The organism is Vibrio aquaticus, assembly GCF_003970385.1.
Taxonomy (GTDB): domain Bacteria; phylum Pseudomonadota; class Gammaproteobacteria; order Enterobacterales; family Vibrionaceae; genus Vibrio; species Vibrio aquaticus.
In genome coordinates, this window is the sequence record NZ_RXZH01000002.1 from 330,873 (window position 1) to 349,374 (window position 18,502).

At 45.9% G+C, this 18,502-nt stretch carries 18 protein-coding genes and 1 other annotated feature; of the genes, 6 read left to right on the top strand and 12 right to left on the bottom strand.

Annotated features, from left to right (window positions below):
* Positions 1-4 precede the first annotated feature (4 nt).
* The 5 genes from trpCF to trpL2 all read right to left on the bottom strand — a co-directional run bounded on the left by trpCF (position 5) and on the right by trpL2 (position 4,940).
* A complete protein-coding gene (trpCF, locus tag EJ063_RS07385) occupies positions 5-1,432 on the bottom strand; it encodes a bifunctional indole-3-glycerol-phosphate synthase TrpC/phosphoribosylanthranilate isomerase TrpF (RefSeq protein ID WP_126573513.1) in 1,428 nt (475 codons plus the stop codon).
* A gap of 21 nt (positions 1,433-1,453) precedes the next feature.
* Complete coding sequence (trpD, locus tag EJ063_RS07390; protein ID WP_126573516.1) at positions 1,454-2,452, bottom strand: anthranilate phosphoribosyltransferase; 999 nt, start codon at positions 2,450-2,452, stop codon at positions 1,454-1,456.
* A 12-nt stretch (positions 2,453-2,464) separates the two neighbouring features.
* The gene (locus tag EJ063_RS07395; RefSeq protein WP_126573518.1) at positions 2,465-3,055 is read right to left on the bottom strand and encodes an aminodeoxychorismate/anthranilate synthase component II; all 591 of its coding nucleotides are present in this window, start codon (positions 3,053-3,055) and stop codon (positions 2,465-2,467) included.
* 9 nt (positions 3,056-3,064) lie between these two features.
* Positions 3,065-4,636, bottom strand: coding sequence for an anthranilate synthase component 1 (locus EJ063_RS07400; RefSeq protein ID WP_126573520.1), 1,572 nt, complete (start codon positions 4,634-4,636; stop codon positions 3,065-3,067).
* A gap of 128 nt (positions 4,637-4,764) precedes the next feature.
* Positions 4,765-4,868: a sequence feature (Trp leader region), on the bottom strand.
* Positions 4,815-4,940: a tryptophan operon leader peptide gene (trpL2, locus tag EJ063_RS07405; RefSeq protein WP_126573522.1), complete on the bottom strand. Its 126-nt coding sequence runs from the start codon at positions 4,938-4,940 to the stop codon at positions 4,815-4,817. (Overlaps the previous feature by 54 nt.)
* A gap of 82 nt (positions 4,941-5,022) precedes the next feature.
* Between trpL2 and rnm the strand changes: the two genes are divergently transcribed.
* From rnm to rluB, 3 genes are all read left to right on the top strand, one after another.
* Entirely contained in the window at positions 5,023-5,889 is an 867-nt protein-coding gene (gene rnm / locus EJ063_RS07410) for an RNase RNM (RefSeq protein WP_126573524.1), read from the top strand.
* A 36-nt stretch (positions 5,890-5,925) separates the two neighbouring features.
* Positions 5,926-6,546 carry an L-threonylcarbamoyladenylate synthase gene (locus EJ063_RS07415; RefSeq protein ID WP_126573525.1) on the top strand — a complete coding sequence of 207 codons (621 nt, stop codon included), beginning with the start codon at positions 5,926-5,928 and terminating at the stop codon, positions 6,544-6,546.
* Positions 6,547-6,652: 106 nt separating this feature from the next.
* Positions 6,653-7,591: a 23S rRNA pseudouridine(2605) synthase RluB gene (rluB, locus tag EJ063_RS07420; RefSeq protein WP_126573527.1), complete on the top strand. Its 939-nt coding sequence runs from the start codon at positions 6,653-6,655 to the stop codon at positions 7,589-7,591.
* 103 nt (positions 7,592-7,694) lie between these two features.
* Here rluB and EJ063_RS07425 read toward each other — a convergent pair whose 3' ends face one another.
* The 4 genes from EJ063_RS07425 to trxB all read right to left on the bottom strand — a co-directional run bounded on the left by EJ063_RS07425 (position 7,695) and on the right by trxB (position 12,623).
* Positions 7,695-7,895: a DUF1289 domain-containing protein gene (locus tag EJ063_RS07425; RefSeq protein ID WP_439333276.1), complete on the bottom strand. Its 201-nt coding sequence runs from the start codon at positions 7,893-7,895 to the stop codon at positions 7,695-7,697.
* Positions 7,896-8,019: 124 nt separating this feature from the next.
* Positions 8,020-9,741: a heme ABC transporter ATP-binding protein/permease CydC gene (gene cydC, locus EJ063_RS07430; RefSeq protein ID WP_126573531.1), complete on the bottom strand. Its 1,722-nt coding sequence runs from the start codon at positions 9,739-9,741 to the stop codon at positions 8,020-8,022.
* A complete protein-coding gene (gene cydD, locus EJ063_RS07435; RefSeq protein WP_126573533.1) occupies positions 9,734-11,521 on the bottom strand; it encodes a heme ABC transporter permease/ATP-binding protein CydD in 1,788 nt (595 codons plus the stop codon). The genes cydC and cydD overlap by 8 nt, the downstream gene beginning before the upstream one ends.
* Positions 11,522-11,660: 139 nt before the next feature.
* The gene (trxB, locus tag EJ063_RS07440; protein WP_126573535.1) at positions 11,661-12,623 is read right to left on the bottom strand and encodes a thioredoxin-disulfide reductase; all 963 of its coding nucleotides are present in this window, start codon (positions 12,621-12,623) and stop codon (positions 11,661-11,663) included.
* Between the two features lie 400 nt (positions 12,624-13,023).
* Between trxB and EJ063_RS07445 the strand changes: the two genes are divergently transcribed.
* Positions 13,024-13,680, top strand: coding sequence for a 2OG-Fe dioxygenase family protein (locus EJ063_RS07445; RefSeq protein WP_167469887.1), 657 nt, complete (start codon positions 13,024-13,026; stop codon positions 13,678-13,680).
* On the top strand, positions 13,664-14,899 hold the full coding sequence (locus EJ063_RS07450) for a cysteine desulfurase-like protein (RefSeq protein ID WP_126573537.1): 1,236 nt from the start codon (positions 13,664-13,666) through the stop codon (positions 14,897-14,899). The genes EJ063_RS07445 and EJ063_RS07450 overlap by 17 nt, the downstream gene beginning before the upstream one ends.
* Before the next feature lie 31 nt (positions 14,900-14,930).
* On the opposite strand, the gene EJ063_RS07455 is transcribed toward EJ063_RS07450, so the two are convergent.
* The gene (locus EJ063_RS07455) at positions 14,931-15,755 is read right to left on the bottom strand and encodes a DUF2797 domain-containing protein (RefSeq protein ID WP_126573539.1); all 825 of its coding nucleotides are present in this window, start codon (positions 15,753-15,755) and stop codon (positions 14,931-14,933) included.
* 291 nt (positions 15,756-16,046) lie between these two features.
* On the opposite strand from EJ063_RS07455, the gene EJ063_RS07460 reads away from it, so the two are divergent.
* Complete coding sequence (locus tag EJ063_RS07460) at positions 16,047-17,342, top strand: GGDEF domain-containing protein (RefSeq protein WP_126573541.1); 1,296 nt, start codon at positions 16,047-16,049, stop codon at positions 17,340-17,342.
* Here the strand turns inward: EJ063_RS07460 and EJ063_RS07465 are convergent.
* Positions 17,332-18,117 (bottom strand): SanA/YdcF family protein, encoded by a 786-nt coding sequence (locus EJ063_RS07465; protein WP_126573543.1) that lies wholly within the window; start codon positions 18,115-18,117, stop codon positions 17,332-17,334. The two genes, EJ063_RS07460 and EJ063_RS07465, sit on opposite strands and share 11 nt — an antisense overlap.
* Complete coding sequence (locus EJ063_RS07470; protein WP_126573545.1) at positions 18,117-18,437, bottom strand: DUF3392 domain-containing protein; 321 nt, start codon at positions 18,435-18,437, stop codon at positions 18,117-18,119. The genes EJ063_RS07465 and EJ063_RS07470 overlap by 1 nt, the downstream gene beginning before the upstream one ends.
* Between the last annotated feature and the right edge of the window lie 65 nt (positions 18,438-18,502).

Here is an 18,502-nt window from a genome sequence, read left to right on the forward strand (position 1 = left end):
ATTCTTAGTAATCTCGGATAGCGGCGAACGCTTGCTGCAATTTCTCTTGGTCTTTTTTGCCTGGAGAGTGCTCTACACCAGAATTTAAATCGAGACCTAAACAGCCTTGTTGCGAAGCGAGCTGTGCATTGAATGGGGTAATACCACCGGCTAGCATGACTCGTTCTGGTTGGCTGATCAGCGACCAATCAAACACAAGGCCAGTGCCGCCTGTTTGCGTGCCTACTTTGGTATCGAGTAAGTGGCGGTCAACGTGTTGCTCAATCAAGCTTGGTACTTGGTCGGTCACGCCGTATGCTTTCCAAATCTCCACATTGCTTGGTAGTAGTGGTTTGAGTGAATCAACAAACGCTTGATCTTCGTTACCGTGTAGCTGAACCGCTTTTAAGCCCAGGTTATGAACTCGCTCGGCAATAAGCTCGATTGGGTGATTTTGGAATACACCAACGAAGTTGAGTGGTGCGCCGCTCATGGTTAGACGAGCGGTTTCCTCATCAACAAAACGCTTTGATTGCTCAACAAAAATCAGACCACCAAAAATAGCCCCTGCTTGATACGCTTTAGCAGCGTCATCTGGGTGGGTTAGGCCACACACCTTATTCTCACCTAATGTCACTTTGCGAACTGCAAGCTCTAGGTTTTCCTCCGCCATTAACGAGCTGCCAATCAGGAAGCCGTCAGCGAAATTCGCAAGATCACGCACTTGTTGGTGAGTGTAAATCCCTGACTCAGAGATGATGATTGCGTCTGGTGCAAGCTCACGAATGGTTGGTGCTAGCTCTTTGGTACGATCTAGGTCAGTGGATAGGTCGCGTAGGTTACGGTTGTTAATGCCGATGACCTTAGCACCGAGTTTCACAGCGCGGTGAAGTTCTTCTTCATTGCTGACTTCCGTTAGCACACCCATATTCAGGGTATGGGCAACTTCAGAAAGTTCTGCATATTCTTCGTCATTCAGTACCGAAAGCATCAATAGAATCGCATCCGCACTGTAGTGGCGAGCGAGATAGACTTGGTAGCTATCGACCATGAAGTCTTTACACAGAATCGGCTGATTCGCTTGCTTACGTACTTGAGGTAAGAACTCAAAATTACCTTGGAAATATTTCTCGTCTGTTAGTACAGAAATCGCATTGGCATGGTCGTTATAAACAGAAGCAATGTAATCCAAGTCGAACTCTTCACGAATTAGCCCCTTTGATGGCGATGCCTTTTTACATTCTGTGATAAACACAGTTTGAGTTTGGCTCAATGCATCATAGAAGCTGCGATCCGATGGCGTCAGTGCTTCTTGGAATGTTTCCAGAGGCTGACTTTCTTTGCGCTCAGCTACCCATTGGTATTTATCTTTAACGATCTTCGCTAATACTTCGGCCATTTGCGCTTCTTTAACTGAAACGTGTTCGGATAGCTTGTTTTTAACCTGAGTCATGTTGTGTCCTTTTGCTCTTGGTTATGCGTGAGCCGCAAGTTGTTTGACAAGCTCGTAAGCCTTACCAGAGTTCATAGCGTCAATGGCTTGTTGGGTATTCGCCTTAAGGTCTTCGTGACCGAACAGATGCATCAACAGAGCAACGTTCGCTGCTACAGCACCAAGTTGCGCGTCTGTCCCTTTGCCTGTCAGCATATTGGTGATGATCGCTTTGTTCTCTTCCGGATCGCCGCCTTTTATTGCTTCAAGTGGGTGAGCATCTAACCCGAAATCGGCAGGAGTCAGTGTGTACTCAACGATTTCGCTATCTTTGATTTCAGCTACTGTTGTTTCACCGTGAATCGCTACCTCGTCAAGGCCGCTACCATGAACAACCGCTGCTCGCTTCATGCCCATTTGTAGCATGGTTTCAGCGATAGGGCGGACAAGCTCTTGAGAATAAACGCCCATTAATTCGATGTTTGGACGAGCAGGGTTAATAAGAGGACCTAAGATATTGAAGATAGTGCGAGTTTTCATGGTTTGACGCACTGGCATCGCATGGCGAACACCACCGTGATATTGTGGCGCAAATAAGAAAGCCACACCGATTTCGTCAACGGCTGTACGAGTATCTTCTGCGCTCATCGCTAAGTTAATACCAAATGAGTCCAGTAAGTCAGAGCTGCCAGACTTGCTTGATACGCTACGGTTACCGTGTTTCGCCACTTTTAGGCCACACGCCGCCGCTACGAACGCAGCGGTCGTCGAGATGTTAATGGTGTTATGACCATCACCGCCTGTACCGACGATATCGGCAAAGTCATAGTCTGGACGAGGGAATGGATTTGCATTGGCAAGCAGCGCTTTCGCCGCACCGGCAATCTCATCTGGCGTTTCACCTTTGATTTTTAACGCTGTTAATGCTGATGCCATAAGAATCGGATCTAGCTCACCGCGAATGATGACGTCAAATAGCTGTTGGCTCTCTTCTTGAGTGAGTGACTGTTGTTCGTAAAGCTTATTAATAATCTGTTCCATGACGTTTAATCCTTATTTGTCGTTATTCTCTAGAGCCCACTCAATGGCATTGGCGAGTAGCGTTGCACCGTAAGTAGTCATGATGGATTCTGGGTGAAATTGGAATCCACATACCTTGTCTTGTTCTTGTACTACAGACATGACCAAACCATCAACCTCAGCCGTTACAGTAAGATCGCTGGATACTTCGGTCGCTACCAAAGAATGGTAACGAGCAATCGCTAATGGCGACGGCAAATCAGCATAAGTTGGGTGGTTTTGGTGGGCCATCATCGACACTTTACCGTGAATGATTTCACCTGCACCGGCTACTTTACCGCCGTACGCTTCGACAATCGCTTGGTGGCCAAGACAAATACCAATCATTGGTACTTTGCCTTTCAGGCGCTGAATGATCTCTGGCATAGAGCCCGCTTCTGACGGTGCGCCTGGGCCCGGAGAAAGCAACACGACAGGGTTGAGCAATTCAGAGACCGCTGACTCAATAACGTCAGCCGAGATGTTGTTACGGTAGATCGTTACCTCGTGGCCCAGTGAACGAAACTGGTCAACAAGGTTGTAGGTAAATGAATCGAAGTTATCGATGAAAATAATGTTAGCCATCTTGATCACCTACGCTTTATTAGATTTGTGAGCTGCTTGAATCGCAGAGATAACCGCTTGCGCTTTACCGCGTGTTTCATCCGCTTCTGCTTGAGGGTCAGAGTCGAACACAACACCAGCCCCTGCTTGAACTTGCGCAATGCCATTCTCGACATAGGCAGAGCGAATAACGATACAGCTATCCAGCGTACCTTCACCGGTTAAGTAACCCACGGCACCACCGTAACTGCCACGACGTGCGCCTTCGACATCACGAATCAGTTGCATCGCACGAATTTTAGGTGCGCCAGTAAGCGTGCCCATGTTCATACAAGCTTGATAAGCATGCAGCGCATCTAGGTCATTTCTAAGTTGGCCGACAACACGAGAAACAAGGTGCATCACGTGGCTGTAGCGGTCAACTTTCAGTAGGTCAGCAACGTGGCGAGTGCCTGCTTCAGAAATGCGCGCAACATCGTTACGGGCAAGGTCAACCAGCATCATGTGCTCGGCGTTTTCTTTGCTATCGGTGCGCAGCTCTAATTCAATGCGGCTATCCAAATCAAAATCAATTTCACCATTTGGACGTTTGCCACGGCGGCGTGTCCCAGCGATCGGGTAGATTTCAACTTGATTGGTTTCCGTCGCGTACTTAAGTGCACTTTCTGGGGACGCGCCAAACAGAGTAAACAGCTCATCTTGCATGTAGAACATGTAAGGGCTTGGATTTGATTGCTTAAGCTCTTTGTATGCAGCCAGTGGAGAAGGGCAAGGTAGGGTAAAGCGGCGAGATGGAACTACTTGGAAAACATCGCCTTTTACAACGTACTCTTTAAGGTCACGCACCGTTTGACAGAAATCGTCATCAGACACACTTGGAACCGCAGTAGTATCAGCCACTTCTGTTGCATTCGGTAGCTGTTTGAGATTGCTACATGCGCTGCGAATCTCCTCTAAACGAGCTTCTAGCTGTGGCTTTTCGCTGTCTGTTGCAAATAGGGCTGCTTGTAGGTCACAACTGCGCTTTTGATGATCGACAACCAGTAACGTTTCAGCGACATAAAAAACGTAGTCAGGGCATTGATTTGATGCTTCAGCATGACCTAAAGGCTCAAAGTTTGCGACTAGGTCGTAGGCAAAAAGGCCACCAATGAAAATAGCATGTTTATGTAAGCCTTCGATATTGAAGCTGTGCTGCACTAAACGCAGAGCATCGAAAGACGATGCTTCACGTAAACGAGAGTCTTCGTCTAGCGTGTCACACGGTGAGGTGTACTCGAGAACCAGTTCGTCACCATCAAAAGAATGGGTGATGTTTTCGTTGATATTATGAGTTAAATGAGAAAGCAGGTTCTTACCGTTTTGAGTAAGAGCGGTCATCGTGACCTTGTGACCAAAGCAGACGATTCTCACCGCGGAGTCAACAATCAATAGACTTTGTAAGTCTTGTTTTGAATCGATCTCTGCAGACTCTAACAATAGGCTGTCTGTTTTGTTTTCACATAAAGTATGGAAAAGCTGCGTTGGATCTTGAGCATAGGGTGCCGTGGTGCGAATCAGCTCAAGCTCGCCTAAATTTTGAATATTAATGGCCTTGTTCACAAGACCTCCTTTTCTCAAATAATTTTTTCTTCCTGCCGTACATAGTCGCATAAAGCAAACGTTCACCCAATTAAGATTTGGTCAAAAATGACGATTGTTTAAGCACTTAGATGTGAGGCCGGCTACAAAACAAAAAGCCCGCTATCGTAGCGGGCTTGGTATACGTAAAATCTATAAATTAGAAGTACACGTTAGCCCACCATGAACTAGTCCAAGTGCGCCACCAAGCAAGTTCCGCTGAGCTTTGATTAAGCGTATCAGCGTTAACTTTTACTTTTTGCTTTTGGTTAATGTCTTGTAACATAGAGGGCCTTAATTCAGGTACTTCGTATTTGTGTACTAGTTAACTAGTGCAGAGGTAAAAAGTCAACTAAAAATACAAAATTATGAGAATTGATTTACACAGCCACACAACCGCCTCTGATGGACGATTACCTCCGAATGAACTGATCGATAGAGCCTTAAGCTTTAACCTCGATGTTTTAGCCATTACTGATCATGATACGGTGGATGGTCTGCATTTGGCTCATCAATACATTAATGACAATGAACTGCCAATAAAACTCATCAATGGCATTGAGATCTCAACGGTTTGGCAAAATAAAGATATTCATATTGTTGGCTTGAATATTGACCCTGAGTCCAATGAGCTTATGAGTTTGATTGAGCAACAGAAAAGCCATCGAGTATCGCGCGCAGAGCTGATAGCCGAACGCTTAGAAAAGGCGACAAGAGAGGGCGTACTTGAAGAGGTAAAAGAGATAGCCGGTGATGCCCCTGTGACTCGTGCGCACTTTGCTAAATGGTTGGTTGATAACGGCTATGCGAAAACCATGCAGCAAGTATTCAAAAAGTTTCTTACGCGTAATAATCCAGGTTATGTTCCACCCACGTGGTGTTCAATGAAAGACGCCGTTGAGGCGATTCATGCGGCTGGTGGTCAAGCAGTATTAGCCCATCCTGGTCGCTACGATCTCACTGCGAAGTGGGTAAAACGCCTACTTACTGCCTTTGTTGAGGCTGGCGGCGATGCAATGGAAGTCGCGCAACCCCAACAAGCGCAACAAGAAAGGCGCAACTTGGCGGATTATGCTATACAATACAAACTATTAGCCTCTCAAGGCAGTGACTTTCACTACCCATCTCCGTGGATGGAACTTGGACGAAATCTTTGGTTACCATCGGGCGTTGAACCGGTATGGAAAGATTGGGGTATCGAGCCTTCTAAAGCAGATTCCATTGATACCAATTAACTATAGAGTCGTGAGACTCGATAATGAGGAATTACAATGAGCCAGTTTTTTTACGTACATCCAGAAAACCCTCAGGCTCGCTTGATCAATCAAGCTGTAGCAATCATACGCAATGGCGGGGTAGTGGTTTACCCAACAGATTCAGGTTACGCATTGGGTTGTCAGCTTGAGAACAAACAAGCATTAGAGCGCATTTGTCAGATCCGTCGTCTTGACGATAAGCACAACTTTACTCTGCTTTGCCGCGATTTATCAGAGCTGTCGCTTTACGCTCGTGTTGATAATGTTGCTTTCCGACTATTGAAAAACAACACACCAGGGCCTTACACCTTTATCTTCAAAGGCACCAAAGAAGTCCCACGTCGTTTAATGAACTCGAAGCGTAAGACGATTGGTATCCGTGTTCCAGACAACCGCATTGCGCTGGATCTATTGGATGCTCTGGGTGAACCTCTGATGTCGACGTCGCTTATCTTGCCGGGTAATGATGTGACTGAGTCTGACCCAGAAGATATCCGTGACAAACTGGAACATGCTGTCGACTGTATTCTCAATGGCGGTTATTTAGGTGAGCAGCCAACCACCGTTATCGATTTTAGTGACGAAGAAGCGAAAGTTGTACGTATCGGCTCAGGCGATCCAGCACCTTTTGAGTAATCGAAAGTTAGTGATTTCCTCCACAGTTTTTGCGATAATATGCGGCCGCGATTTTGGGTCGCAATTGTTTATTCGACGTCTGAGAAGACGACACATAGGTAGATAAATGAACGAAAAATTACAGAAAGTATTAGCTCGAGCTGGTCATGGCTCTCGTCGCGAACTTGAAGCTTTGATTAAAGCGGGTCGCGTGAGTGTGAACGGTGTTGTAGCTAAGCTTGGTGAACGACTAGAAGATGAAAACGCCGTTGTGCGTATCGATGGTCATACTGTTTCTGCGAAAGCTCAGGAAGAGGTGGTTTGTCGAGTTCTTGCGTACTACAAGCCGGAAGGTGAATTGTGTACTCGTCATGACCCTGAAGGTCGCCGAACTGTATTTGACCGTCTACCTAAAATCCGTGGTTCTCGCTGGATCTCTGTAGGTCGTCTTGATGCGAACACATCGGGTCTTCTACTATTCACAACAGATGGTGAGCTAGCTAACCGTCTAATGCACCCAAGCCGTCAAGTTGAGCGTGAATACTTAGTGCGCGTATTTGGCGACGTGACAGAGCAGAAGGTGAAGAACCTAGTTCGTGGTGTTGAACTAGAAGATGGCATGGCACGTTTCGAAGACGTTGTGTACGCGGGCGGTGAAGGTATGAACCATACTTTCTACGTAGCCATCAACGAAGGTCGTAACCGTGAAGTTCGTCGTCTTTGGGAATCTCAAGAGACGACAGTAAGCCGCCTAAAACGTGTTCGTTATGGTGATATTTATCTAGATAAAAAACTGCCACGTGGTGGTTGGATGGAACTGGATCTGAAAGAAGTAAACTACCTACGTGAGTTAGTAGAACTTCGTCCAGAGAAAGAAACCTTGCTAGACGAGAACAAAGCAAACTCTTCACGTAAGCGTGAGCGTTCTCGTAGCCAGAAAATTCGTCGCGCCGTTAAGCGTCACGAAGAGCGCGTAAACACGGGTGGTGGCCGCAGTAACAACCCTGCTCGCCGTAAACCAAAGAAGAGCGCAGGCAAACCAAACGCACGTAACAAGCAGCGTTAATTAGACAGCTTAATCGCTTATCGCAAAATCTTAAAAAGCAGCCAACTCGGCTGCTTTTTTACTATTTCATCAAAATTACTATTTCATCAAAATTACTACAGATTCAAAATTTCTTGGCTGCTCTTCTTTGCTCACAGAGTCGTAATACTTTGCGTTTCTCGCTATCGGTAGATTGAGACCAGTTAAGTATCTCCTCAAGCGAACGGAAGCAGCCTAGACAGATATCCTCTTGGTCTAAGCAGCAATGACGAATACAAGGGCAGGGCACTGCGCTCTTTGGGTTCTTCGCGGAGGAATTCAAAATATCACCTGACAAGCCACGTCCCCTTAACTATACAAAAAGACCCAGAATAACGAGAAGTCATCTGGGCCTTTAAATGCTATATGTCTAGCTTAATATATGCCTAGGTCAATAGCTTCTAGAACAACTAAAGCGTCTGGTTTAGCGTGTAGTAACGACCTTGTTGCGCTAGTAAGTCTTGGTGATTGCCGTACTCGACAATTTGACCTTGTTCAATCAGACAGATAGCGTCCATCTTATCGAGGTCGACTAAGCGGTGGGTAATGAATACCACGGTTTTGTCTTCGAAGTGTTGTTCGAACAGCTGCATAATTTGCTGTTCTGTCTGCTTATCTAACCCTTCAGTGGGTTCATCAAGCAACAAAATTGGCGCATTATGCAGTAGGGCACGAGCAATGCCTACACGACGCTTTTCACCACCTGACAGCTGACGACCACCGTCACCCAACCAAGTATCGAGGGCGGTGTCTTCTAAAAGCTTAGACAGGCCAACCTTTTCAAGAACCTCAGCCAGTTCCAAATCGTCTGCTTGTGGTTTGGCCATTAGAAGGTTGTCACGCAGTGAACCATTCAAGATGTCGACACGTTGGCTCACTACACTGATCGCTTGTCTGAGTTGACTCTCGCTCCATTGCTGGATTGGTTTACCGGCAATTTCTATTGAACCTGCATTGACGTCCCAATAGCGGTTGAGCAACTGGATTAATGTTGATTTACCTGAACCCGTTTGGCCAACAATCGCTACTCGGTGTTTGGCTGGAATCTCCAGTTCTACGTCAGTTAGCACTTGGGCATCGCTGTCAGGGTAGTGGAATGACACTGCATTGTACTTGATAGAGTATTCACCGTTGTGTGCGATGGTTTCTTCTGGGAACTGAACATCAGGCTCAGACAAAATAATGTCATTCAAACGGCGAGCAGACGTAAGCGTTTGACCAAGGTGTTGGAATGCACCGGCAATAGGCATGAGCAACTCAACACTTGCCATGGTCGCAAAGGCAACCAATGCGATTCTTGGATCTGGCGTATTACCACCTACGCCGTCAGCAGCAAGCCAAAGCATTAGTACTACCGTCCAGCCGTTCGCCAACATTAAGAGCGCTTGAGCTAGACCTGAGAAGTGCGCATTGAATGATTGGTTGCGCAATAGCTTGTGTTGAGCGTCTAAAATGGCGTTGCGGTAACGCTCCTCAGCACCAAACAAGGTGAGCTCGCTGTAGCCTTGCAGCCAATCTAACGTAGTAATACGCAGCTCGGCCTTGTTTTGAGTTAACTCTGTACCATTGCGTTTACCCAGTTTGTAGAACAGCACTGGCCATGTAATGACGAGTGTCATCAGGATGGCACCCAATGTTAGGCCGAGTGTTTGATCAAACCAACAAATCAGTGCAGTCAGGCCCAAAATTGCTAGCGTCCCAACAACCATCGGGCTCACTAATCGCAGATAGACGTGATCCATTGCGTCGATATCAGCGACTAATCGGTTGAGGAGATCGGCATCACGCAAGTTTGAGACTCGACCAGGAATAAGGGGTGCTAGCTTAGAGAAGAAGAAAACACGCAGGTCAGTCAACAGCTTAAATGTTGCGTTGTGGCTGACTACACGCTCACCCCAACGACCGGCTGTTCTACCCATCGCAAAGCCGCGAACGAAAGCACCCGGTAACATATAGTTAAAGGTTTCACGGGCAATGGTTAAACCGGCAACCGCAGCGGCGGATAAGAACCAACCTGACAGTGTCAACAAGCCGATAGAAGCAGCCACGGTTGCAAAGGAAAGAAGCATCCCGAGTGATAAGCCAAACCAGTGCTTCTTATACAGTTTTAGATAGGGAAGTAAATCACGCATCTAAGTTCCCCTTGTTCGTTTGGTTTAGTGCTTGGTTCGCTTGAAGCATTGATTGGAACAGTCCGTCTTCAGCGGCTAGATGGTCGTAGTGTCCTGATTGAACAATTTGACCATCTTGCATAACGAGAATTTGGTCTACGTTTTTCAATGGGGTAAGTTGGTGGGTGACCATTAGGGAAGATTTTCCTGCCACCTGAGTTTCTAAACCTTGCATAACCAGTTTTTCACTGCGCGCGTCTAAGCTTGCGGTTGGTTCATCCAATAACCAGAACTGGCCACCTTGGATCATGGCGCGAGCCAATGCCAAACGTTGAGCCTGACCGACCGATAAACCGCCAGAACGATCTGAGACGAGATAGTCTAGGCCATGTTGATTGACAAATTCGGCAGAAAAGGAGTTCTCAAGAGCATTCTGGATGGTCGCTTCATCAACATTGTTTTTACCAAGCGTGATGTTGTCGCGTATTGAACCATGCAGAAGTAGCGGGTTTTGACCAACCCAGCTGATTTTTTCACGCCAGTTAGCAAGGTCTAATTCACTGCGCTCGATACTATTGATGGTCAGTGAACCTTGGTAAGGCAAGAAACCAAGAATGGCATTAATTAAGCTCGTTTTACCTGCGCCGCTAGGGCCGACTAACGCGGTGGATTGCTCGGCATTGAGTACAAAGCTCACAGGACCAAGTAGCTTCTTACCTTCTGGCGAATACACCTCAAGATTGTTGGCTGCAATGGTAATAGATTGGCCGTCTTGTAGAGTTTTGTCACCAGATCGTACTTGTTCAACATCGGTTTCAATAAATTCAACGATGCTTTCCGCTGCGCCAACCGCTTGTTGTTTCGCGTGGTAGAAGGTGCCTAAGTCACGCAGTGGTTGGTAAAACTCTGGAGCAAGGATCAAGATAAACAGACCGGCAAACAAAGTGACGCCGGCTCCGTAATCACCGAAGTTCAGTTCCCCGATAAATGCGAAGCCAAAATAAACGGCCGTTAATGCGATAGAGATAGAGGTGAAAAATTCCAAAACCGCAGAGGATAGGAAAGCGATTTTCAGCACATCCATCGTGCGAGTACGGAAGACTTCCGATGCACCATGCATCACTTCAGTTTCTGCTTTGGTGCGGTCAAACAGTCGAATGGTAGTCATGGATTGAAGGCGATCATAGAAATGACCCGATAGGCGTTGCAAAGCTTTGAAGTTCTTTCGGTTTGCGTCAGCGGCCTTCATGCCAACCAATGCCATAAAGAGTGGCACAAGTGGGGCAGTAATCAGGAAGATAAGACCCGCAGCCCAGTTTACTGGGAATACGACAATCAGAATCACGAATGGCACAAGAACAGAGAGTGACATTTGCGGCAGGTAACGAGCAAAGAAGTCATGCATATCTTCCACTTGCTCTAGCAGTAGGGTTGCCCAAGCTCCTGCAGGTTTTCCTTTGATGTAAGCAGGGCCCAATTCGCGCAATTTATCTAAAATCAGTTGGCGAATGTAAACGCGGATTTGTTCACCGCATCGGTAACCTGCGATTTCACGTCCCCAAGAGCATAACGCGCGAACGGCAATAGTGCCGCCTAAAGCAAAGAAGTAAGGGACAAGTTCGTATTTATCTACGTGCTCAATAATCAATTGATGCAAGATCGTCGCAAGTAAAGCGGCTTGAACTAGCAGGAAGGCGCTAGAGAGTACGCCCAAACCCACAGCAATCATAAGCCAGCGCTTGGCGAGCTTACTCTGCTGCTTGAGCCATAGATTCAAGCTGCGTTGTTTCTTTTTATCCATCGTGAAGGCTTAATGAGAATTATTATTACGAAATAGAAGCGCGCATTATACAAAAGAAAGCCCCGCGGGAATACCGCAGGGCTTTAAGGATTTGAGCTAAAAGTGAAAAATATTATTTACTTTTAGTGTATTAATCGCGTTATTTGTTATCAGCAAGAGCATCAAGGTAACGTTCTGCATCAAGGGCAGCCATACAACCTGTACCGGCTGAAGTGATCGCTTGACGGTAGTTATGATCCATAACGTCACCCGCAGCGAAAATACCAGGGATGCTTGTTTGAGTCGCGTTACCTTCAAGGCCCGATCTAACGATGATGTAACCATCTTTCATTTCAAGTTGGCCTTCAAACATCGCTGTGTTTGGTTGGTGACCAATGGCAATGAAAGCGCCCATCACGTCGATCTGCTCGATTGAATCAGACTGCGTATCTTTAATACGAACGCCCGTTACACCCATGTCGTCACCTACCACTTCTTCAAGTGTACGATCGGTGTGCAGAACAATGTTGCCATTCTCGACTTTATCCATTAGGCGCTTAACGAGGATCTTTTCTGCGCGGAATGTGTCACGACGGTGAATCAAATGAACTTCAGACGCGATGTTAGACAGGTAAAGTGCTTCTTCAACCGCTGTGTTACCACCGCCGACAACCGCCACTTTTTGGTTACGGTAGAAGAAACCGTCACACGTTGCACAAGCTGAAACACCACGACCTTTGAATGCTTCTTCAGATTCAAGGCCTAGGTATTTGGCTGATGCACCGGTAGAGATGATCAAAGCGTCGCAAGTGTATTCACTGCTATCACCTTTAAGGCGGAATGGACGTTGGCTGAAATCAACTTCGTTAATGTGATCGAAAAGGATCTCTGTCTCGAAACGCTCAGCATGCTCTTTCATTCGTTCCATTAGCGCAGGGCCTGTCAGGCCTTCTGCATCGCCAGGCCAGTTTTCAACTTCAGTTGTTGTCGTTAGCTGACCACCTTGCTGCATACCCGTTACAAGAACTGGGTTAAGGTTTGCACGTGCAGCATACACCGCAGCGGTATAGCCAGCTGGGCCTGAACCTAAGATAAGAAGGTTACTGTGTTTTACGTCGCTCATTTGTGCTCCATTAGCGGTGACGCTTTATCATTTATGTATGAAGATTGTATGGAATATATGGGGGCTTTTAAAGAGTTAGCAAGCCAAGAGGTTGTAATAATTGGTTATAGATTAGAACGCAAACGTTTCCGGGTGGAGGCTAAATTACCTTGTAAGTCTCTGAAATTAAGCTGATTTATAAAAGCCCTAGTGAAGTGTTCTATTTTTCTGCAATTGTAAGTTTTTAAACTGGAGATACTGACTGATTTATTTGATTTTTCTGGTTGTAAGTTCTGTATTTGTCTAAATGTCGGATTGAAATACTAAAAAAAGTTGATTGGTCGATATAAGTGCGCAAATAATGGTTGTAAACAAGATGTTAAACACAATAAATTGCATGTACCTCATTAAGGAGATGATGATGCTACATCAGCGCGAAACAACCCTACAATTGACTCAGTTGAGTGAAGCCGCCATTGCTCAACTTGCCCCTTCATTCATGCACTTACCGAACACGGAACATGCTGATGGTCAGTACCGTCTAAGACGTTATTCCGTGGTTTCTATGAAGGACGGACAAGTTATCGATTTGAACAAGAATGAGTTTATGCAAACGGATGATATCAACCGTTTTCAAGGTAATGTGGTTCGCCAATTTGAAGGTATTGAAGAGTTGATTATCGAAAGTGAAGGGATGCGTGAGATGTGCTCGTTGTTTACTGCATCGAATCACTTAAAAGATGGTCATGAGATCGAAATTCACCAGATTCGAATCTCTGCGATTTATGATGAAACTCAGGTTGCACCAGAAGGGGTGCACCAAGATGGCTTTGAACATATTGCTTTAGTTGGTATGGGGCGTCACAACATTGAAGGTGGCGACATCATGCTTTACAACAGCTTCAATGAAGCGCCTTTCTTTAGAAAAACACTGCTGAACGGTGAAGTGGCGATGTTGGCGGATGACAAGCTTTGGCACAACGCTCAACCTATCCGTTCAGTGATTGATGGTCAGGCCGGCCACATGGATGTATTCGTACTTACAGCAAAGGGCGCAAAGCATGAGCTTCAATCCTAACTTATCTCGTTCTCAGTTTAGTGCACTTAGCCAAACACATAATGACCTTCCGGTGATGTTTCTTGATGGGCCTGGTGGCTCGCAAGTGCCACAGTCAGTGTTGGATTCAATGCAAGCGTACCTTGGCTACTTCAATTCCAACTTGGGTGGGCACTATTTTTCAAGTCAGCACACGACGAATTTGATGAAGCAGGCGAGAGAGCATGCACAGGCACTCGTTAATGCACCATCCAGTGACAACATTGTCTTTGGCGCCAATATGACCTCGTTAACCTTTCAGCTAAGTAGAGCAATCAGCCGAAATTGGCAACAAGGCGATGAAGTCATAGTAACGGCACTTGACCACTATTCGAACGTTTCTAGTTGGCAACAAGCGGCCGATGATAAAGGTGTTGTTGTTCATCACGCGAAAGTAGAAGAGCAAAACTACGGCCTGGATGTTGAGCACTTAATCTCGCTAATTAATGAAAACACGACGTTAGTGGCACTGACGTTTGCTTCAAACACCACAGGGTCGATTGTGGATGTTAAGAAGGTGGTCGATGCGGCGCATAAAGTGGGGGCCATGGTTTATGTCGATGCTGTGCACTACGCGCCGCACCATCTGGTTGATGTACAAGCATTAGGTTGCGATTTCTTGGCGTGTTCTGCCTACAAATTCTTTGGCCCTCATGTTGGCATTGCTTATGTCGTTCCGAAGTGGCTGCAAACTTTACAACCTTACAAAGTTGAGCCTGCAACAGATGTTGGCCCGGGCCGTTTTGAGACAGGGACACAGAGTTTCGAAGGTTTAGCTGGGGTGATTGCCGCTGTTAAGTATCTTGCTCAATGGGGTACAACGGGAGCACCACTTCGAGATCGCTTGGTCGAATCGTTCAAGCAGTTCAATCAGCATGAGTCGGCGATCAGTGAGCGTTTTCTTGCTCGTTTGAATGAAGTTGAGGGAGTTAAGTTGTGGGGCAGTCATGAGTCCAGTTCAGAACTCAGAACACCCACGTTCGCCTTAACGTTTGTCAATCATGCGCCTGAGTATGTCGCGTCTGAACTTGGAAAACGAAACATCTGCGTTTGGAATGGTCATTTCTACGCGTTAGGCTTGGTTCGACAGCTTGGTTTGCAAGAGAGTGGTGGTGTGGTGCGAGTTGGCTTTATGCATTACAACACGCTTGAAGAAGTCGATACATTTATTGATGAGCTCAAACTTATCGTCAATGGATAGAAAAAGACCTCCAAACTGGAGGTCTTTCTCATTATGCTGAAACTTCTACTTCGTAAGATGTAAACTTACGGATATTGATCACACCGGTATCAAAGATCATGTACTGACCTTTAATGCCTTGAAGCGTGCCGGTTACCTCAGGGTTTTTATCAAAATTGTGTGACGTAATCTTGGTAGGGTGCTGCTGGACAGGGTAGCTGATTGGGGTGATTTGCTCACTTAAGATCTCGATAGCATCATCGCCATATTGTTGCTTAATCTCTGCGATTTTATCTTCTACCAGTGGCAACAACTCTGCAAAACGTTCTTCCAATGGCATTGGCTCGCCATCACCTTTCAGCAAAGTACGCCAGTTGGTTTTATCAGCGATGTGTTTAGCAAGCTCAACTTCGATGAGACCTGAAATATGGCGAGTCTTAACCTTAAAGATTGGCAGACCTTGAGTCGCACCTTGATCGATCCAACGAGTTGGGATCTGGGTGTGACGAGTGATACCTACTTTCAAGCTTGAGGTGTTTGATAGGTAGACAAAGTGGTCAACCATACAGTTTTCTTCACCCCACTGAGGTTCTCTACAAGTCCCTTGTTCATAATGGCAAGTCTCTGGCTTCATGATGCACATATCGCAACTTGCTAGCTTTCTCATACAGACAAAACAGTGACCTTGAGAGTAGCTCTTTTTGGTCTTCTTGCCGCAAGAACTACAAAAAATGTTACCAGTATGAGTCAGTGTGAGTGATTGGCCTATAAACGGCGAGAGATCAACCAGTTCCTCACCCACGGGTAAGCGATACTGAACGGTACCTTCTAGAGAGGCACGCATTTTACTTAGCGTACCTTTAGCAATTAAAGACATGACAGTGCTCTTATTCTATTGATTATTATACTCGCCTACATTGAGTGGCGATTTTTTGCAGTATAACAAATAAAGGGGGCAAGCGTGATGTCTAGTCGTTACCGACGGTGGCATAGGAATCCTAGATTTGGCTATATGAACTAAGATTGATGAGATGAAAGAAATTTTATGACGCGAATCAAATTTTTAGTGAGTAATTGCTTATTAAAAAGAGATAAAATTGAACTAACGTTGTATTATTTATTGGTCACCTGTTCTGTAAGTTGTTTTATTGTTCTCTAGGAAGCGGTCTTGAAAGTCATTCATAAGGTTATCTTTGGATTAGTGATCATCACTATACTTATCGTGCAACTGTATTGGTTACACGGTGGTAGCCTCGTCTATCGTATCTCCCCAGAGCACTTTCGCTTTTTAGCGACCAATGACCAAGTTCAAGGGGGATCGTCAACATCTGAGCTAGCGTACAAAGGCGAACAAGCCACGTTGTCTTGTGAACTGAGCAAAACTCCAGACTATGCTTGGCCATATTGTGGCGTTTCTATTCAATTGACCGATAAGATCTACAAAGGGATAGACTTTTCGAGTTTCCACACGGTTCGTCTTAATATCGATTTTGATGAGTTAGATTCAGAACGATCGGCGAGCCTACGTTTTTACATGCGTAACTATAACGCGGCTTATTCAAAGCCAGACAATGAATACACACTGAAATACAATGGATTGGAGTATTCCCCAGGTGTCGGCAATGGCGACATCGACATTCCTATTGCTAACCTCCAAGTATTAACATGGTGGTTATCCGACAATCAGATTCCTATTCAACACTCAGCCCCAGAATATACCAACATCACTCTTCTTGAATTGGCCACGGGCTCTGGTCATTCTCAAGGCGAATTTAAGATGACCATCAATAGCATTGAATTGGTTGGGCACTACATTTCAGCTGAGAACCTGGCGTTTAGTCTTCTGACATTTTGGGTTTGTATGGCGCTTGTTTATAGCGTCGTGGAGATCCGCCGCAGCCATAATCTGATTCTTCGTTCTCATTTTCGTCAAGATCACTTGAGCCGTCTAAATAAAGAACTGAAAGAGCAAAACATCCATTTCGCAGAGTTGGCAAACCGTGATGCGCTAACCGGAGCAATGAATCGGCACTCGATTAGGGAATGGCTTGATTCAGCGTATGCAGATTCGACCGGTAAGCGGCTTTCCGTCCTTTATCTCGACATCGACCACTTTAAGTCAGTCAACGATCTCTATGGTCACTCTATGGGTGACGATATTCTACGCGAGTTCACTATGGTTGTGTTGAGCACACTCAGCTCAAGTGAGCGTTTAGTTCGTTGGGGTGGGGAAGAGTTTGTCGTTTTCTGCCCGGGTCGTGACATTGAAGAAATCAGTCAACTAGCAGAGCAGGTTCGCCGACGAGTTGAGTCACACATTTGGGTTCATGGTGATCCGTTAACCACCAGTATTGGCGTTGCGTCGTTAGGTGATGAGCGCGTGAATGAGATGCTAACTCGCGCAGATGAAGCACTCTATAAGGCTAAGCGACAAGGAAGGAACCGCGTGGTGGTTAGTCACTAATTGGTGCGTTGCGTTCCGGTTCTTCAAGTGCGCTTTCTTCAACTGCATTTTCTTCAAGTACCTTTTCCCCAACTAAAGTGGCTTGGCTAGAGGTAAGGATCGGCTCTTTAGGACCAAGAAATTTAGGCTTGGTATGAGTGATGTAAATGTCCAATACCGCTTTAGCTCGGGCAAACACTTCTCTGACGCGCACCTTTAACCCTGAGTGACGGGAAGGGCCGGGAACGGCAAAACATCGCGCATTGATGTTGTGAGAATTCGCAATGAAGAGTGCGCGTTCACAGTGAAATTTCTGAGTGATAATCAGAAAGTTATCGGTATCAAAGATTTCTTTCGCTCGAACAACGGAATCGAGTGTTCGAAACCCGGCATAATCTAAAAATATCTTTTCTTCCGGCACCTCTGCGTTCAGTAGGTCTCTTTTCATCGTCCAAGGTTCATTGTATGAGCGGTGGGCGTTGTCTCCACTTAACAGAAAGTGCTCCACTTTACCTTCATCATAAAGTTCAATCGCAGCCCCCATACGATGGCTATAGTATTCGTTGAGGATCTTGCCTAGGTATTTACTGGTCCCTAATACAACGGCAACGTCGAAGTTATCGACTTGCTCGATGTTAGTGTAAAGGCGGTCTTGAGCCTGAAACGAAACCCACCGATCAATAACAAACAGTGTGGCAGCCAAAATGATGGCAAGAACAGGTAAAGCAACCAATGCTCGCTTCAATAATGTGAAACCTAAAAAGGAGCTTTGTTTGCGGTGAAATAATCTACGCACTAGATTTGTCTATTCCTTTGAGCCCATAAACCGATACATACAAAAAACAGAACTACACTAGAAAACATGATGCCAGTTTCAAGAGTTCGCAGTGTCCGAGATAGGTAAGGTGTTGCTTTTACAATGATTAAGCCGTAACCAAACGCATTAATCAATATGAAAGCAAAGGTTCGGATCACAAAGTTGTAAGGCCTTAACACTTTTCTCAATAGTGCATTGATTTCACCGCCCGCAACAACAAGAGCACAAGCGATGAGTGCGGTCGATATTTCGTTTAGGTATGGGACGAGATAGCGGCCCAGTAGGTTCAAGTATTCCATCGTTTTTCATTCATTATTTCTGCTGAAAAGAGCATACCACAAAGGCTGTTTGGGTGAGGAGCCAC

Bases quoted from the DNA above. Each gene is read 5' to 3' on its own strand.
- trpD (WP_126573516.1), bottom strand. From the start codon at position 2,452: ATGGAACAGATTATTAATAAGCTTTACGAACAACAGTCACTCACTCAA.
- rluB (WP_126573527.1), top strand. From the start codon at position 6,653: ATGAACGAAAAATTACAGAAAGTATTAGCTCGAGCTGGTCATGGCTCT.
- trpL2 (WP_126573522.1), bottom strand. From the start codon at position 4,940: ATGTTACAAGACATTAACCAAAAGCAAAAAGTAAAAGTTAACGCTGAT.
- EJ063_RS07445 (WP_167469887.1), top strand. From the start codon at position 13,024: ATGCTACATCAGCGCGAAACAACCCTACAATTGACTCAGTTGAGTGAA.
- trxB (WP_126573535.1), bottom strand. From the start codon at position 12,623: ATGAGCGACGTAAAACACAGTAACCTTCTTATCTTAGGTTCAGGCCCA.
- EJ063_RS07470 (WP_126573545.1), bottom strand. From the start codon at position 18,437: ATGGAATACTTGAACCTACTGGGCCGCTATCTCGTCCCATACCTAAAC.
- cydD (WP_126573533.1), bottom strand. From the start codon at position 11,521: ATGGATAAAAAGAAACAACGCAGCTTGAATCTATGGCTCAAGCAGCAG.
- EJ063_RS07450 (WP_126573537.1), top strand. From the start codon at position 13,664: ATGAGCTTCAATCCTAACTTATCTCGTTCTCAGTTTAGTGCACTTAGC.
- rnm (WP_126573524.1), top strand. From the start codon at position 5,023: ATGAGAATTGATTTACACAGCCACACAACCGCCTCTGATGGACGATTA.
- trpCF (WP_126573513.1), bottom strand. From the start codon at position 1,432: ATGACTCAGGTTAAAAACAAGCTATCCGAACACGTTTCAGTTAAAGAA.
- EJ063_RS07455 (WP_126573539.1), bottom strand. From the start codon at position 15,755: ATGTCTTTAATTGCTAAAGGTACGCTAAGTAAAATGCGTGCCTCTCTA.
- EJ063_RS07415 (WP_126573525.1), top strand. From the start codon at position 5,926: ATGAGCCAGTTTTTTTACGTACATCCAGAAAACCCTCAGGCTCGCTTG.
- EJ063_RS07395 (WP_126573518.1), bottom strand. From the start codon at position 3,055: ATGGCTAACATTATTTTCATCGATAACTTCGATTCATTTACCTACAAC.
- cydC (WP_126573531.1), bottom strand. From the start codon at position 9,741: ATGCGTGATTTACTTCCCTATCTAAAACTGTATAAGAAGCACTGGTTT.